Annotated in this window: 12 protein-coding genes; 6 read left to right on the top strand and 6 right to left on the bottom strand. The window is 67.9% G+C overall.

Annotation, left to right across the window (positions count from 1 at the left end; genetic code table 11):
* Positions 1-7: 7 nt before the first annotated feature.
* Genes kdpB through kdpF form a run of 3 tightly spaced genes read right to left on the bottom strand, consistent with a single transcriptional unit; the run spans position 8 to position 3,926 of the window.
* On the bottom strand, positions 8-2,152 hold the full coding sequence (kdpB, locus tag ACWGJY_RS05555) for a potassium-transporting ATPase subunit KdpB (protein ID WP_453259492.1): 2,145 nt from the start codon (positions 2,150-2,152) through the stop codon (positions 8-10).
* Positions 2,152-3,825, bottom strand: coding sequence for a potassium-transporting ATPase subunit KdpA (gene kdpA, locus ACWGJY_RS05550; protein ID WP_453259491.1), 1,674 nt, complete (start codon positions 3,823-3,825; stop codon positions 2,152-2,154). Before kdpA ends, kdpB begins: the two co-directional genes overlap by 1 nt.
* 11 nt (positions 3,826-3,836) lie before the next feature.
* The gene (kdpF, locus tag ACWGJY_RS05545) at positions 3,837-3,926 is read right to left on the bottom strand and encodes a K(+)-transporting ATPase subunit F (RefSeq protein ID WP_453259490.1); all 90 of its coding nucleotides are present in this window, start codon (positions 3,924-3,926) and stop codon (positions 3,837-3,839) included.
* A 506-nt stretch (positions 3,927-4,432) separates the two neighbouring features.
* Here kdpF and ACWGJY_RS05540 point away from each other — a divergent pair.
* The 3 genes from ACWGJY_RS05540 (at position 4,433) to ACWGJY_RS05530 (ending at position 6,323) form a co-directional block, all read left to right on the top strand.
* Positions 4,433-4,846 (top strand): ArsR/SmtB family transcription factor, encoded by a 414-nt coding sequence (locus ACWGJY_RS05540; protein ID WP_453259489.1) that lies wholly within the window; start codon positions 4,433-4,435, stop codon positions 4,844-4,846.
* 236 nt (positions 4,847-5,082) lie between these two features.
* Entirely contained in the window at positions 5,083-5,469 is a 387-nt protein-coding gene (locus tag ACWGJY_RS05535; protein WP_453259488.1) for a VOC family protein, read from the top strand.
* A gap of 110 nt (positions 5,470-5,579) precedes the next feature.
* A complete protein-coding gene (locus tag ACWGJY_RS05530) occupies positions 5,580-6,323 on the top strand; it encodes a DUF6333 family protein (protein WP_453259487.1) in 744 nt (247 codons plus the stop codon).
* Positions 6,324-6,612: 289 nt separating this feature from the next.
* Here the strand turns inward: ACWGJY_RS05530 and ACWGJY_RS05525 are convergent, their stop codons facing one another.
* Together ACWGJY_RS05525 and ACWGJY_RS05520 are read right to left on the bottom strand one after the other, a co-directional pair.
* Positions 6,613-8,049, bottom strand: a complete 1,437-nt coding sequence (locus tag ACWGJY_RS05525) for an ABC transporter ATP-binding protein (RefSeq protein WP_453259486.1) — start codon at positions 8,047-8,049, stop codon at positions 6,613-6,615.
* Between the two features lie 30 nt (positions 8,050-8,079).
* On the bottom strand, positions 8,080-9,855 hold the full coding sequence (locus ACWGJY_RS05520) for an ABC transporter permease (RefSeq protein ID WP_453259485.1): 1,776 nt from the start codon (positions 9,853-9,855) through the stop codon (positions 8,080-8,082).
* Positions 9,856-10,840: 985 nt separating this feature from the next.
* Between ACWGJY_RS05520 and ACWGJY_RS05515 the strand changes: the two genes are divergently transcribed.
* Entirely contained in the window at positions 10,841-11,218 is a 378-nt protein-coding gene (locus ACWGJY_RS05515; protein WP_453259484.1) for a hypothetical protein, read from the top strand.
* 502 nt (positions 11,219-11,720) lie between these two features.
* Positions 11,721-12,116, top strand: coding sequence for a peptidase inhibitor family I36 protein (locus ACWGJY_RS05510; protein ID WP_453259483.1), 396 nt, complete (start codon positions 11,721-11,723; stop codon positions 12,114-12,116).
* A 462-nt stretch (positions 12,117-12,578) separates the two neighbouring features.
* Here the strand turns inward: ACWGJY_RS05510 and ACWGJY_RS05505 are convergent, their stop codons facing one another.
* Entirely contained in the window at positions 12,579-12,986 is a 408-nt protein-coding gene (locus tag ACWGJY_RS05505) for a hypothetical protein (RefSeq protein ID WP_453259482.1), read from the bottom strand.
* A gap of 1,385 nt (positions 12,987-14,371) precedes the next feature.
* Here ACWGJY_RS05505 and ACWGJY_RS05500 point away from each other — a divergent pair.
* A complete protein-coding gene (locus ACWGJY_RS05500) occupies positions 14,372-15,010 on the top strand; it encodes a response regulator transcription factor (protein WP_453259481.1) in 639 nt (212 codons plus the stop codon).
* Positions 15,011-15,012: the final 2 nt, after the last annotated feature.

Below are 15,012 nucleotides of genomic sequence, written 5' to 3'. Positions count from 1 at the left end.
GCGCCCGTCAGCGCAGGCCGGGGAGGAACTGGATGACGAGGTCGAGCAGCTTGATGCCGACGAACGGCAGGACCAGACCGCCGAGTCCGTACCTCCAGATGTTGCGGCTGAGCAGTTTCGCGGCCGAGGACGGCCGGTAGCGCACACCGCGTAGCGCGAGCGGGATCAGCGCAACGATGATCAGCGCATTGAAGACGATCGCCGAGGAGATCGCCGAGGCCGGACTGTGCAGCCGCATGATGTTGAGCTTGTCCAGGCCCGGATAGACCCCGGCGAACATCGCCGGGATGATCGCGAAGTACTTCGCGACGTCGTTGGCGATCGAGAAGGTCGTCAACGCCCCCCGGGTGATGAGCAGTTGCTTGCCGATCTCGACGATTTCGATGAGCTTGGTCGGATTGGAGTCCAGGTCGACCATGTTCCCGGCCTCCTTGGCGGCCGAGGTGCCGGTGTTCATCGCCACGCCGACGTCCGCCTGGGCGAGGGCGGGGGCGTCGTTGGTGCCGTCGCCGGTCATGGCGACCAGCTTGCCGCCTTCCTGCTCATGCCGGATGAGGGTCATCTTGTCCTCGGGGGTGGCCTCGGCGAGGAAGTCGTCCACCCCTGCTTCCTGGGCGATGGCGCGCGCGGTCAGCGGATTGTCGCCGGTGATCATGATGGTCTTGATGCCCATCCGCCGCAGCTCGTCGAAGCGCTCGCGCATGCCTTCCTTGACCACGTCCTTGAGGTGGATGACGCCCAGGACACGGGCGTCGGCGGCCTGGTCACCGCCCGGCCGGATCACCTCACCGACGACGAGCGGGGTGCCGCCACTCGCGGAGATGCCGTCGACGAGGTGGCCCACCTCCGCGGTGGGGTGTCCGCCGTGGTCACGGACCCAGCGCATCACGGCCGTCGCCGCGCCCTTGCGCAGCGACCGCGCTTCCCCTGGATCCGCCAGGTCCACCCCGCTCATCCGGCTCTGGGCGGTGAACGGGACGAACTCCGCCTGGACCAGCTCTCCTTCACCGCGGCCGCGCAGTGCGTACCGCTGCTTGGCGAGGACGACGACGGAGCGGCCCTCGGGCGTCTCGTCGGCGATCGACGACAGCTGGGCGGCGTCCGCGAGTTCTTCGACGCCCACCCCTTCGGCCGGCAGGAACGCGGCCGCCTGGCGGTTGCCGAGTGTGATGGTGCCGGTCTTGTCGAGCAGCAGGGTGTTGACGTCGCCCGCGGCCTCCACCGCACGCCCGGACATCGCCAGCACATTGCGCTGTACCAGCCGGTCCATGCCCGCGATGCCGATCGCCGAGAGCAAAGCGCCGATCGTGGTCGGGATCAGGGCCACGACGAGGGCGACCAGGATGACGAGGGACTGCTCGGCCCCCGCGAAGAGCGCGAAGGGCTGCAGTGTCACCACCGCGACCAGGAAGACGATCGTCAGCGAGGCCAGCAGGATGTTGAGCGCGATCTCGTTCGGGGTCTTCTGCCGGGCCGCACCCTCGACCAGCGCGATCATCCGGTCGATGAAGGTCTCACCCGGTTTCGAGGTGATCCTCACGACGATCCGGTCCGAGAGCACCTTCGTACCACCCGTCACCGCGGACCGGTCACCGCCCGACTCACGGATCACCGGCGCCGACTCACCCGTGATCGCCGACTCGTCGACGCTCGCGACGCCTTCGACCACATCGCCGTCCCCCGGAATGATCTGCCCGGCCTCGACGACCACATGATCACCCAACCGCAGGCCGGCGCCGGGGACTTCCTCCTCGGCGACCTCGCTCGCACCCGCCTGCCACCCGGCCAGACGACGGGCCGTCGTGGCGGTCTTGGTCCGCCGCAGTGTCTCCGCCTGCGCCTTGCCGCGGCCCTCCGCCACCGCCTCGGCCAGATTGGCGAAGACCGACGTCAGCCAGAGCCATCCCGTGATCACCCAGGCGAAGACGCTGGGCGTCTCGACCGCCGAGAGTGTGGCCAGGACCGCCCCGGCCTCGACGACGAACATGACCGGGTTGTGGTACATCATCCGCGGATCCAGCTTGCGCACGGCATCGGGGAACGACCTCAGCAGCTGCTGGGGGCCGAGCAGTCCGCCCGGGACCCGGGGCCGCCGAGGGCCGGCCGAGGGCCCGGTCGGCGGAGCGGGAGCGGGAATGCCGGTCGTGGGCATCAGCGCAGACCCTCCAGACCTTCCGCCATGGGTCCCAGCGCGAGCGCGGGGAAATACGTCAGACCGACGACGATGAGGACCACGCCGGTCAACAGCCCGACGAACTGCGGCCGATGGGTGGGCAGGGTGCCCGCGGTGACCGGAACGGGCTGCTGCCGCGCGAGCGACCCGGCCAGCGCCAGCACGAACACCATCGGAAGAAAGCGGCCGAAGAGCATGGCCAGACCGAGCGCGGTGTTGTACCAGACGGTGTTCGCACTCAGGCCCGCGAACGCCGAGCCGTTGTTGTTGGCCGCGGAAGCGAAGGCGTACAGCACCTCGGAGAAGCCGTGCGCCCCGGAGTTGAGCATCGCCGCCCGCTCGCCGGGGAACGCCATCGCCAGCCCCGCGCCGGCCAGTACGACGGCGGGCGTGGTCAGGATGTACAGCGAGGCGTACTTCATCTCCCGGCCGCGCAGTTTCTTGCCCAGGTACTCGGGCGTACGGCCGACCATCAGCCCGGCGACGAAAACCGCGACGATCGCCAGGATCAGCATGCCGTAGAGCCCGGAACCGGTGCCGCCGGGCGCGATCTCCCCGAGCATCATGTGGAAGAGCGTCATGCCCCCGCCGCCCGGCGTGTACGAGTCGTGGAAGGAATTGACCGCGCCGCATGACGTCAGGGTGGTGGACACGGCGAACAGCACCGACGACCAGATACCGAACCGTGTTTCCTTGCCCTCCATCATTCCGCCGGCCGCGTGACCGGCCACGCTGCTGACGCTGTGCAGCTCATTGGCGGTCACGATCGCGACCGAGGCGGCCCACAGCAGCGCCATCACGGCGACCACCGCATATCCCTGGCGGTTGTCCCCGACCATCTTCCCGAAGGTGCGCGGCAGCGCGAACGAAATCACCAGAAGGAGATAGATCTCGACGAAGTTGGTGAAGGCGTTGGGGTTCTCGAACGGGTGGGCGGAATTCGCGTTGTAGAAACCGCCGCCGTTCGTACCGATTTCCTTGATTGCTTCCTGGGAGGCGACCGGACCCCCGGTGATGCTCTGCTGGCCGCCGGCAATCGTGGTGACGTCCTGGAGTCCGTGGAAATTCTGGATGACACCGGCGGCCACCAGAACGAGCGCGAAGACGAACGAGACCGGGAGCAGCAGGCGCACCACGATCCGGGTCAGGTCCACCCAGAAATTCCCGACCTGGTCGGTCCTCTCCCGGGTGAAGCCACGGATCAGTGCGGCGACCACGGCGATGCCCATGGCGGCGGAGACGAAGTTCTGCACCGCGAGACCGGCCATCTGGACCAAGTGCCCCATGGCCGACTCACCCGCATACGACTGCCAATTGGTATTGGTGACGAAGGAGGCGGCCGTGTTGAACGACTGGTCAGGGGTGACGGCCTTCATACCGAGTGACAGCAGCAGATGGTTCTGCAGACGGAGGAACGCGTAAAGGAACAGCACCGAGACCAGGGAGAAGGCCAGCAGGCTACGGAGGTAGACCGGCCATTTCTGGTCCGCGTCGGCGTGCACCCCGCCTGCTTTGTAGACCAGGCGTTCCACCCGCAGATGACGGGTGGCGGTGAGGAGATGCGCCATATAGTCGCCGAGCGGGCGGAAGGAGAGAGCCAGGGCGGCCACCAGAACGAGGATCTGGAGCCAGCCCGCAAGGGTGTCGTTCATTCCTTCCCCATCTAGAATTTCTCGGGGAAAATCAGACAGAGGACCAGGTAGATCACCAGGCCCACGGCCACGACCAGACCGACGATGTTCTCCACGCTCACAGCCGCCCGGCTCCCTTGGCGACCAGGCCGATGAGGGCGAAGACAACGAGCGTGAGGCCGATGTACACAAGGTCTGGCATGTGCGGGGACCGCCTAGGGATAGCCGCGCTGGCAACTTTCTGACGGTAACTCAGATATGTGGAGCGGTGGCCTGAAGCCTTGCGGCCGATGGGGTGATGGTGTAGCTGCGGGTGAGTGCACGGGGGACTAGGGCGGCGCCGGCGGGGAATGGACAGCGCCGGCGCCGGCCGCCGCGGTGGTCGCGGGGCCGGTCAGCGGCGACGCTAGCGCTTCGCAGGCGAAGTGCCCGGCAGGCACCAAAGTCATCAATGGCGGCTGGAGGGCTCACACGTTTCACCACGCCAACGGCGGAACCATCTACGACGCGGTGATTTTCAACAGGCCGCTGGAAGACGGAGGCCGGTACGGAGGGGGAGCGGCGGTACCCGCGGGACCACGGTGAGCTGAGTGGCACTGACGCGGGTACTGCCGGTTACTATATTTGCATGGGTGCGCAAGTCATGTCGTGGGATTCAGCCGGCGCCGATCGTGCGGTCGCCGTGCTCAAGGCGGTGGCCGACCCGTCGCGCTACCGGTTGTTGTGGGCGCTGAGCGGCCAGGAGCTGCCGGTGAGCGCACTTGCGGAGCTGCTCGGTGCGCATGTCGCCGCGACCTCCCAGCATCTGGCGAAGCTGCGCGCGGCCGGCCTGGTGGATTCCCGGCGGGAGGGGACGCGCATCTACTACCGCGCGGGCGCGCGGGTGCGAGGTCTGCTGGAGGAGGCGATGGTGGTGGCGAAGTCCCCCGTGGGCCCCGACGGGGAGCCCGGGGATTCGTCTGCACCTGCCGCCGTCGCGCAGGAAGAGGCGGTGCGCTCGCCTCGGGGCGTACGTGCCCGGCGGCCGGCCGCCGGGCATTAGGCCCCGGCCGGTGGATCATACGACGGCGTGGGGCGTGGGGCGTGAGACGTGGGGCGCTGGGTCCGGGGCCCGGAGCCGGAGTCCGTCGATGGGACCACCACGACTCCTGCCCCCGTCAGGCGGACCAGGACCGGCGGACCAGGACCAACGACCGATCCCGCCTCGCTGATCCGGCATATACGTTCCTCGTGCAACCACCCGACGGCGCCCATGCCGGGCGCCCCAGAGGAGCTCTCATGCGCGTCACCGCCTTCGACCACCTCGTTCTGAACGTCTCCGACGTCGAGCGCTCGCTCGACTTCTACTGCGGCCCGCTCGGTCTGGAGCCGGTCCGCGTCGACGCCTGGCGCGCGGGCGAGGCGCCCTTCCCCTCCGTGCGCGTGAGCCCGACGACCATCATCGACCTCGTCCAGGGGCCCCGTGAGGGCTCCAACGTCGACCACCTCTGCCTGGTCGTCGAGCCCCTCGACTGGCAGGAGGTCGTCGACTCGGGCGAGTTCACGGTGGTCGACGGCCCCGGGTCGCGCTTCGGCGCCCGTGGCAAGGGCCAGTCCCTGTACGTCAGAGATCCGGACGGCAACACGGTCGAGCTCCGCTGGTATCCGCACGACGCCCGGATCTGATCCGCCGGGCAGGCCCTGAGCCCGGCTCGCGCCGGAGGAACAGCCACGGTGACGCGACGTCAACGGGCAGCTCTCGCACCGCTGTCAGTCGTCGTCCTACGGTTCCTGTCATGACCGACATCTCTTTCTGGACGTACCCGCCCGAGACGACGACCGTCCGCAGTTCGAACTCCGACGAGTACACCCTCACCCTCCTGGACCCTCCGCTGCCCGAGCGCACCACCGAGTTGCCGCCGCACGACCGCGTGCGGGCACGCACGTTCGCTGAAGCCTTCCCAACGGTCGACGCGGTGCTGGAAGAACTTCCTCCCATGCCTGCGTCCGAGACGCTGTACGTGCAGACGCTCTCAGACCTGGAACTGATCACGATCGGCTGCTGGGGCAATGTGACCTGCATATCCGATCCGGCCCTCGCCACGTACGACGCCGGCATGACTCCGGTCCTGAACGAAGTCACAGCCCTCCACGAGCGCTACCCCGGTGCCCTGATCGTGGGGTCCGCCGCGCCCGACTTCGGCGAGACGCACACGGAGGACGTGATCTGTCTTCCGGACGGCCTGACACTCTCCGCTGCCGGCTTCCCCGCTTACGAAACCCCGTGGCACGTCGACGGCGACCCCCACACCATCCTGAACGCTCTCGGCATCGACCTGGCCGGTCTGACCGATGAAGACCGCGCATACCTCTGCCTGGACGACGAACCCCACCTCACCCACTGGGGGTTGCTGGGAGGACTGGTCCTTGAGCGCTGTGGCCGCAGGCCACGAACCGGGCTTGAGAGGTCCGTCTTCCGCGTCCGCCACACCGAGGAGTACACCTCGCTGATGGAGGAGATGTGGAGGTGGACGCACTGAGACGGTGTCCCATGCGCTGCTGCAAGCGACTCCGCTGTCTCACCACATGTGACCGGTGCGGCGGATGGCATGGCCGACGACCTGGGCGACATCGTCGTCACGGTCGGTGTCGTCATGCCGTACCTGATCCCGTGGGCAGGCCGGAGTGGGGAGACAGCGGACACCTCTGACCGAGCGCCCGCCCGGGGCCTGGGCGGTCCTCGCACCGATCGGCCAGGGCGCGCACCGACGTCGACTGCCGCCCAGGTCAGGACACCCAGATCTACTGGGTCTACCGGGTCTACTGGGCCTACGTCGCAGGAGTGGACGGGCCGTCGTCCAGGCGGTATTCCTGCGGGTCGGCATCGTAGGCGTAGAGCTCGGCATAGCGGCCCCAGTCGGTGGCGGTCTCCAGCTGCTGGGCGACCTGTTCGCTGGTGTAGTGGTGGGCCAGCAGATCGCGGAAGAAACCGGCGCGCAGGGTGCCGTCGGGGTTCTGTCGCAGGCTGGTGGTGATCAGCCGGACCAGGGGCGCTCCGGTGGCCGCCTCGGCGAAGATCGCCTTGGACCGCTGTACGTCGGCCCCTGCGTAGGCGGCGCCGGTTTCGGTGAGCAGCAGATCGTCGTCGCTGATCCTGGCGAAGCCGAGCAACTCCAGGGCGTCGACCAGCGGCAGCATGTCGTCGACCGCCAGCCCGAGGTCGTCGGCGAGGTCGGCCAGGTCGCAGCGGCCGTCTCGGTGGGCGACCATCTCGGCCAGACCGGAGAGCCCGTCGACGCCGGCCATGGGCAGCGGAGCGTTGGCGATGGTGCGCTTGTCGAGGCCGATGCTGTCGGGGCGGCCCGGGAAGGGGGTCTCTCCTGCTCGCACGGAGTGGAGAGCTTGGGGATGGGTCTCCTTGACCCGTCCCGTCATCACGCGGTAGACGCGGTCGATGAGGTCCTCGAAGGCGGGCGAATCGCGGTCGCGCGGCCGGTCGAGGCCGACGTCGAAGGTCTCGCGGATGGTGCCGTACGGGCGGGAGCCGAGCACCACGATCCGGTCGGCCATCAGGACGGCTTCTTCGATGTTGTGCGTGACGAGCACGATGGCGCGGGTGGGGAACTGGCCGGACTCCCACAACTCCATGAGTTCGCCGCGAAGGTTCTCGGCGGTCAGGACGTCGAGGGCGGAGAAGGGCTCGTCCATCATCAGGACGTCCGGTTCCACGACGAGTGCACGGGCGAAGCCGACGCGCTGGCGCATCCCTCCGGAGAGCTCCTTGGGGTACGCGGACTCGAAGCCGTCCAGGCCGATCAGGTCGATGGCCTGCCGGGCGGCGTCGGCCCGGTCGTCGGCCGGCACGCCCCGCGCCTCCAGGCCGAGTTCGACGTTTTGCTGGACGGTCAGCCACGGCAGCAGGGCGAAGGTCTGGAAGACCATGGCGGTGCCGGGGTTGGCGCCGGTCAGTGGCTTGCCCCGGTAGGTGACGGTGCCGGAGCTGGCCGGGATGAGCCCCGCCAGACAGCGCAACAGGGTGGACTTGCCGGAGCCGGACTTGCCGAGCAGCGCGACCACCTCGCCGGCGCGCACCGCAAGGTCGATGCCGCCGAGGACGGGGAGTTCGCCGTCGGCGCCGGCGTAGGACTTGGTGAGGCCTGTGGTGTTGAGCAGGACTTCGCCGTCGGCGGCGCGCGGGGCCGTGGCGGCGGGGAGGGTGGGGGAGTTGCGGGCGGCGCGACGGGCGCGCAGTGCGTTGAGCATCATGACTGGCTCCAGGGGGTGACTCAGGGAAGTTCAGAGGGCGTAGCGGGTGTCGGCGAGCCGGTACAGACGGCGCCAGACGAGGCGGTTGAGGCCGACGACGTACAGGCTCATCACGGCGACGCCCGCGATCAGGTGCGGGAAGTCGCCGGCGCCGGTGGCTTTCGCGATGTAGGCGCCAAGTCCGGTGGCCGTCAGGGTGGTGCCACCGAAGACGACGACCTCGGCGACGATCGAGGCGTTCCAGGCGCCGCCCGAGGCGGTGATGCCGCCGGTGACGTAGGAGGGGAAGATCCCGGGCAGGATCAGCCGCCGCCAGCGCTGCCAGCCGCGTACCCCCAGGTCATCCATGGCTTCGCGCAGGTCGGTGGGGATGGACATGGCGCCGGCGATCGTGTTGAAGAGGATGTACCACTGGGCGCCGAGCGCCATCAGCAGGATGCCGCCGACATTGAGGGACAGGCCGGTCTCGAGAAAGAACCAGACGGCGAGCGGGAAGAGGAAATTGGCGGGGAAACTGGCCAGGACCTGGACGACAGGCTGGGCGATCCGGGTCAGTTTCGGGGAGAAGCCGATCTTCACGCCGACCGGAACCCAGATCAGCGTCGCGGCGGCGACCAGTACGACCACACGGGCGAGGGTGGCCAGGCCCAGCAGCAACGGTTCGCCGAAGACGCGCAGGCCGGTGCGGTGGTGCAGGTAGTACCCGAGGTCGGTCAGACCCCACAGGATCAGGCCACCGGCCACCACAGCGAAGGTGATGTCGCCGCTGCGCTGCCGCGCCGGGTCAACGGTCAACGGCCGGTCGTCGGTGCCGAAGACGCGGGCCGCCCGGCTCAGCGCCCGTCCCCCGGGGCGCAGCAATTTGCCCAGCAGCCGGGGCCAGTTGGAGCGGCGCAGGAAGTTCAGTACGACCGAGCGCTGTACCTCGCTCGCCTCGGACTGCTCGTTCTTGAACTTCTCCGCCCAGGCGGTCAGCGGCCGCCAGAACAGGAAGTTCACGCCGACGACCATGACGCCCATGGTGAGGATGGCCCAGCCGACCTTGGCCAGGTCGCCGTCGGCGATGGCCGCTCCGGCGTACGAACCGACGCCGGGCAGCGCGTAGTTCTTGGCGTTCACGCTGATCGCCTCGGAGGCGACAAGGAAGAACCAGCCACCGCCGAAGCTCATCATGCCGTTCCAGACCAGGCTGATCATCCCGGACGGCAGCTCCACCTTCCAGAACCGCATCCACTTGGTGAAGCGGAACGACCTTGACAATTCGTCGAGTTCACGGGGGAGGGCGGTGAGGGAGTGGTAGAACCCGAAGGTCATGTTCCATGCCTGCGAGGTGAAGATCGCGAAGATCGCCGCGCACTCCAGGCCCAGCATGGAGCCGGGGAACAGCGCGATGAACCCGGTGACGGCGACGGTCAGGAAGCCGAGTACGGGGACGGACTGGAGGATGTCCAGCGCCGGGATCAGGATCCGCTCCAGCCTTCGGCTCTTGGCCGCGGCGTACGCGTAGACGAAGGTGAACACGATCGACGCGGCGAGCGCGAGGAACATGCGCAGCAGCGAGCGGGCCGCGTCGTAGGGGAGTTGGGAGGGGTCGGTGTTCACGTTCACCGACTGGCTGGTCGAGAAGCGGACCGTGGTCCCCTGCCCGACCCGCAGAACGAGGTAGAGCAGCACCAGTACGGCAGCTGCGACCACCATGTCCACCCAGGTCATACGGGACAGGCGGCCCGCGAACCGGGAGGGGAGCGAGGCCCGCTGGGTGGGGAGCGAGGCCCGCTGGGTGGGGCTGCTCGTCCGGAACGACATCACAAGAACCTCCGACCACACTGGGGGCACAGCAGGCATCGGGGCGCGACAACGCACCCGGACCAGCGTCGGCCCGGCATGGAGAGAACAAAAGGCAGGGAAAGGGAAGCCGCCGGGGGCCGGACGGCCGGCTCCGCGCGGTGGCGACGCCCCGTCGCGGCTCGGTCGGCCGAGCCGTAGAGGGCAGAGAGATCAGAGACTGCCGGTGAGGCAGCCGGGACTGGGAGGGTCTTCACCCATGGCTGCCTCCATTCAGTGATGTGGTGCGTCCGGTTTCGGGCGGGGGCCCGTCCGTACGGTGCGGCGGGCAGCCTGCCGTGAGAAGTGTGCCGCTTATTGCGTTAATACGCAAATAACGGCATTCCCTGGCGGCCGGCGGACTGACCCCCACCGGGCTGTGGGTCCGCCGCGAGGGTGACGTCGAGGCGACCGGACTGCAGACTGTCGTTGCCCTCACCGGCAGCCCGGCCCGCGCCCCGCAAGACCTCATCGCCCGGATGTCCCTGGAGCCCGGCATCCGCGACCCGCACTGGCACCTGGGGGCGGCACCGGCTGAGGGGGAGCGGGGGCCGTGGTGTGAGTGCCGTGGTGTGAGTGGTGGTGGCGTGAGTGGTCGTGGCCTGACGGGGAACGCCGTGCCGCGGATGTATGCCTTGCGGCCCCGGCGGGGTGACGGTCCTTGTCATGGGGGTGGGGTGAGGGGCCCGCTGCCACGTGAGGGGCCCCGCCGCCACGTGAGGGTTCCCGCCGCCATGTGGGCGTTCCCGCCGCCATGCGAGGGTCCGGCCCCGGGGCGGTCCGGCGCCCTTCCCATCTACCACAGGCCCAGGCTCTTCCACCTCCGATTTCGGCCTAGACCGAAGAGATGGTGCGAGCCCGGCGTCTCGGGCAAACTGCCTGTCGCGACGGCGGTACGGCTCCTCGCTCCGCATTCCGCTGGAGGCTGTCCCGCACGTCATGCCATCCGACCACTAGGGGGAGAACCATGCGAAAGATCACCAAGGCCGCCGCCGCTCTGGCGCTTGCCGTCGGCACCCTGACCACGGTCAGTGCGACCGGCGCCAGCGCCGCCCAGGCCGCGGGCAGCCTGCACGGCTGCCCGTCAGGGGCCGTCTGCGTCTACCCGCAGAACGCCGGGTGGAACGGCGACCGCCCGTCGCTCGCCTTCTACAGCTACGGCGCCCACAATCTCAGCAACCAGGTCGGGCAGCACTACATCCTGAACAACCAGACCGGGGGCGCGACGGCCCGCACCTGCACGGGCTACAACGGCACGGGGGACTGTCAGGGCTACCTCTGGGCCGGCTACTACCTGGACAAGGATCTGACGCCGATCAACTCGATCCTGCTCGTCCGCCCGTAGTAACAGCCGGACCCCGCACCGCGGTCCACTCGGGCCGGACCCCTCCAGGGGCCCGGCCCGAGTGCCGTTTCACGCGCCGGGGGAACCGTCCGCCGCACGCCATGGCCATGATGGCAGATGGCCGGAATAGCTCGTATGGATGCGCATATCCGGTCATGTCGTACTGTGATGATACGGAAGGCGGCTACCCGGTGGCGCTGCATATTAGGGGCTTTGTGACAAGAGGGCCGCTGCATGCTTAGAGCGACCGGACAAAATTGTGCCACTCGCCGGGGAAAGGCGCTGAGGCGAGATCGCGACGCGCGGACCGATGAGTGCTCGATCTGCTGACATGATGCCCATCGTTCGCGTTTCATGGCTTTACGCGCCCTGTTGTCGGGCGATCAATTGCTCTTGGTGAAGGTGCCCGCGGGAGAAAGCAGTCTCTCGGTCGGCGCATCGCAGGTTCACCGAATCCATGGAGCGCGACGGTCATCCCTCACTCACAGATCCGGAGTAACTCTTGATTCGCACGCGTCAAATCTCCCTGTTAGGTTCCGCGATCGCCCTCACGGTGGGCGCTCTTGGCTTCGCCACCCCCGCCCAGGCCGATACCGCCTGTCCGGTGAACAGCATCTGTACCTACAGTTCCGCAGACCTGTCGGGCGAGCCGGCCATCATTGCCGCATCGGACATCGAGGCAGCGAAGACCAACGGTGTGGTCCTGCCGGCCGGCGCGCGGTCATTCGTCAATCAGACGGAATTCACCGTGCGTTATGGCACGGCCCGGAAAGTGACCTGTGTCCGGTACCCGTGCTACCAGTACACAACGCTGGGAAAACTCGCCCCCGGAGCACACACCTCCTTGCTGCCCAACACACAGACGTCGCTGAAAATAGGGCAGGATCTGGGCGACTGAGCGTCGCCCGCCCGGAAGAACGCGCATAGCCGTGCCCGGGGGATCCGGGACGGCTGTTCGTACAGCGGGTCCGATCGCCGGGGCGGCATCGTCCTTTCCATGAACTCTGCGACGCCGAGCCGGTGCCTTCCGGACTCGCTTCGGGCCCGCCCGCTGCACAGCGGGCGGGCCCGGACATCCGAGCGCACCACGTACCCTCCCCGGGCCGTCCGCCGGCCGTCGACCCGGTGCCATCATCGCCATCGCCACCGTCACCGCCACAGTCGCTGCCACCGCCACTCAGCGGGCCGGGAGCAGCCGTAGCCCGGCCCGGCCCGGCACCGGGCGAGGCCGTCATCACGCCGTTGCGGGCGTGGTTCGGCGACGGGATAACTGATCATTTCGGAATGAGGTTCGCTCGGGGTCTTGGCCGGGGTTCAGGTCAGAATTGCAGCGGGTCGAGGAGCGTCTTGTTGTTCTCGCTCAGGGAGAGGCGACTCTCGATGGTCGGCGCGAAATCCCCGTCGGAGAAGTCAGGTCGAGTTCGTATCCGAACTTCCATGTGTCGTCGCCATGGGGCTGGATATTCAGCCGCAAGTGGCCTGCCTGCAATGCGTCCCAGGTGAAACCCGGCCGCAGCTTCAAGGGGATCTGGTGGGTCGTGTCGTCGCCAAACTGCCCGAAGAATCCAGTCGCCGAGGCGGCCACTCTGTTGCTGCGGTCCAGGACCTGAATGGACAGCAGTGTGTCGCTGTCCTTGTTGTCGTCGAGGGTGAAGAACGTGATCGACGCATCGGTCAGCGTCGCCCCCGGGGCCGCCGGGCTTTCATGGGCCGAAGAAGCGTTGCGCGGCGAAGTGGCCGGCGAAGCCCCACCGGCAGCATTGGTCACCCCTGTCGATCCGAAGACGACGGTGAGAACGGCGGCGACCGAGGCCGCGGCCGCCCCGTGAATTTGCCGGGTCTCCTTGCACTCCCCTTTGCGAGCGACGCGAGACGCAAGGGTTGAGTGGAAAGCCTGTCTCGCTCTTCGGCCCTCTGCCGTCAGCAGTGTCCAGGCCCGGCGTGGACGTGTCGAGGCGGAACCCGCCAGATGACCGCGGCAGCCACAGCGGCCGCGACGACGCTCGCGAGGCCGACGAGGAATGCCGCGCCGCGCTGCTCGCCCTGTGCCAGGCCCGCGAGGAGATGTGGCATGCGCTGACCGGTCCAGAGACCCAGCAGGCACCTCGACGGCGTGATGCCTCGGGCGTACGGCGCACGGCGGTGCTTGAGGTAGTCGTAGCCGCGGTCGGCGAACAGCCGCTTCGGCCGGTGTCCCGGGCGGCCTCGTTGTCCGCGGATGCGCGGATGCGCGGAATCGCAGCCAAGAGCGGCGCGAGCCGGGTGACGTCGTGCCGGTTGCCGGCGGTCACCGAGATGGCGAATGGGGGGGCGCGAGGGGGTGCTTCCCGAGGGCGGTTGATGGCAGGTCTGGCGGGAGTGCAAATCTGTCTCAAATCCCCTTGGTGTCAATGTGATTAATGTGGCTTTATGTGGTGTCACGTTATTTCGGGGGTGTGGCGTGCGAGCTGCGCCCCCGCGCACATGTGGGGGAGCAGAAAGCGTGAAGACCCAACGCGCCCTGGCGACCACCGGTGTCGCCCCGGGCCGCTCAGCTGCTTCATCGGCGACGGTGCAGGCCTCGTCCCCTGCGCCTGCCGTCCTGACGGTGGCATCTGCGGCCGTACCCCTGTCCGTGCCGCGGTCGGCGGTCCCCAGCAGCAGCTGCCGGGGAAGTACGGTACGACGAAGCCCGCTACGGGGAAGCGCGCTACGGGGAAGCGCGGTACGGGGACGCACGCCATGACGAAGTACCTGACGCGGCTCACCGGCGAGAAGAAGATCGATGAGAACCCGGTTCCCCCTCGGGGTGAGGCCGGAGCGGCTCACGTAACAGGGTATTCGGACAAGGTTGGGCACCCGGAGAGGGCGGCAAGTCGGACAACCCGCACTTGAGCCTTCGTTCTGCCGAGTGCCCGTTCCTCACTCGCGGCGGATCGGATTGCCTCGCTCTGTCGCCTCGCTCCACTGCATCGCTTTATTCCCTGAAGAACTGCGCTATGCCGACGGTCCGGAGGCCTGGCCTCGTTGCTGCGTACTCCCATTGACCAAAGGGAAACGCAGCTCGCTATCGGGTCGGCATTCTGACCTTATTCGATCTTGTGGTCGCCTCGGACACCCGGCTCTCCACAGAGGTCCGCAGACGGCCATTCAGGGGAAGACGGGACGCCGTATATGGCTCAGATACGACTGCTGATCGCCGACGACCAGGTCGTGACCCGATCCGGTCTCATGGCGATGACCAGGGAAGCTCCCGGGCTGGACGTGGTCGGCGTGGCGCAGGATGTGGCAGGCGTCCTCACCGCCGTTGACCGCGGGGATCTCGACATCGTCCTGCTCAATCTACGTAAACTGACGGGTGACGGCTTTCGCCATCTCGTCCAGCTGATCGGCTCGCACGCCGCGGTCATCGTCCTGTGGTGCCACGACTCCGTCATCACGATCCAGGACGCTTTACGGGCCAAGGTCGCCGGGTTCATGGACCTGGAAATCCTGCAGGAGGACTTCGCCAGCGTGATCGCCCTGGTCAGCCGGGGCTGTGCGGTGTATCTCCTCCCGCATGACCGGCTTTCCGATATCAGTACCGAATATCCGACGTCTTCGACCACGGCAGCGATTTCGAGTCTCACCTCACGGGAAAACGATGTTCTGGGGTTGCTGGCCGCCGGCCTGACGAACAAAGAGATCGGGGCCACCCTTCATATCGCTGAGAACACCGTCAAGAAGCATGTCCACCGAGCGATGATCAAGTTATCGGCCTCGAATCGGGTGGAAGCGGCGCTGCTCGTCTCCCGGCTCGGCCCGAAGCGGTGAAC

It is taken from the genome of Streptomyces sp. NPDC054765 (genome assembly GCF_053612065.1).
The sequence above is the reverse complement of the archived record's forward strand: the minus strand, read 5'-3'. Positions and strand labels throughout refer to the sequence as shown.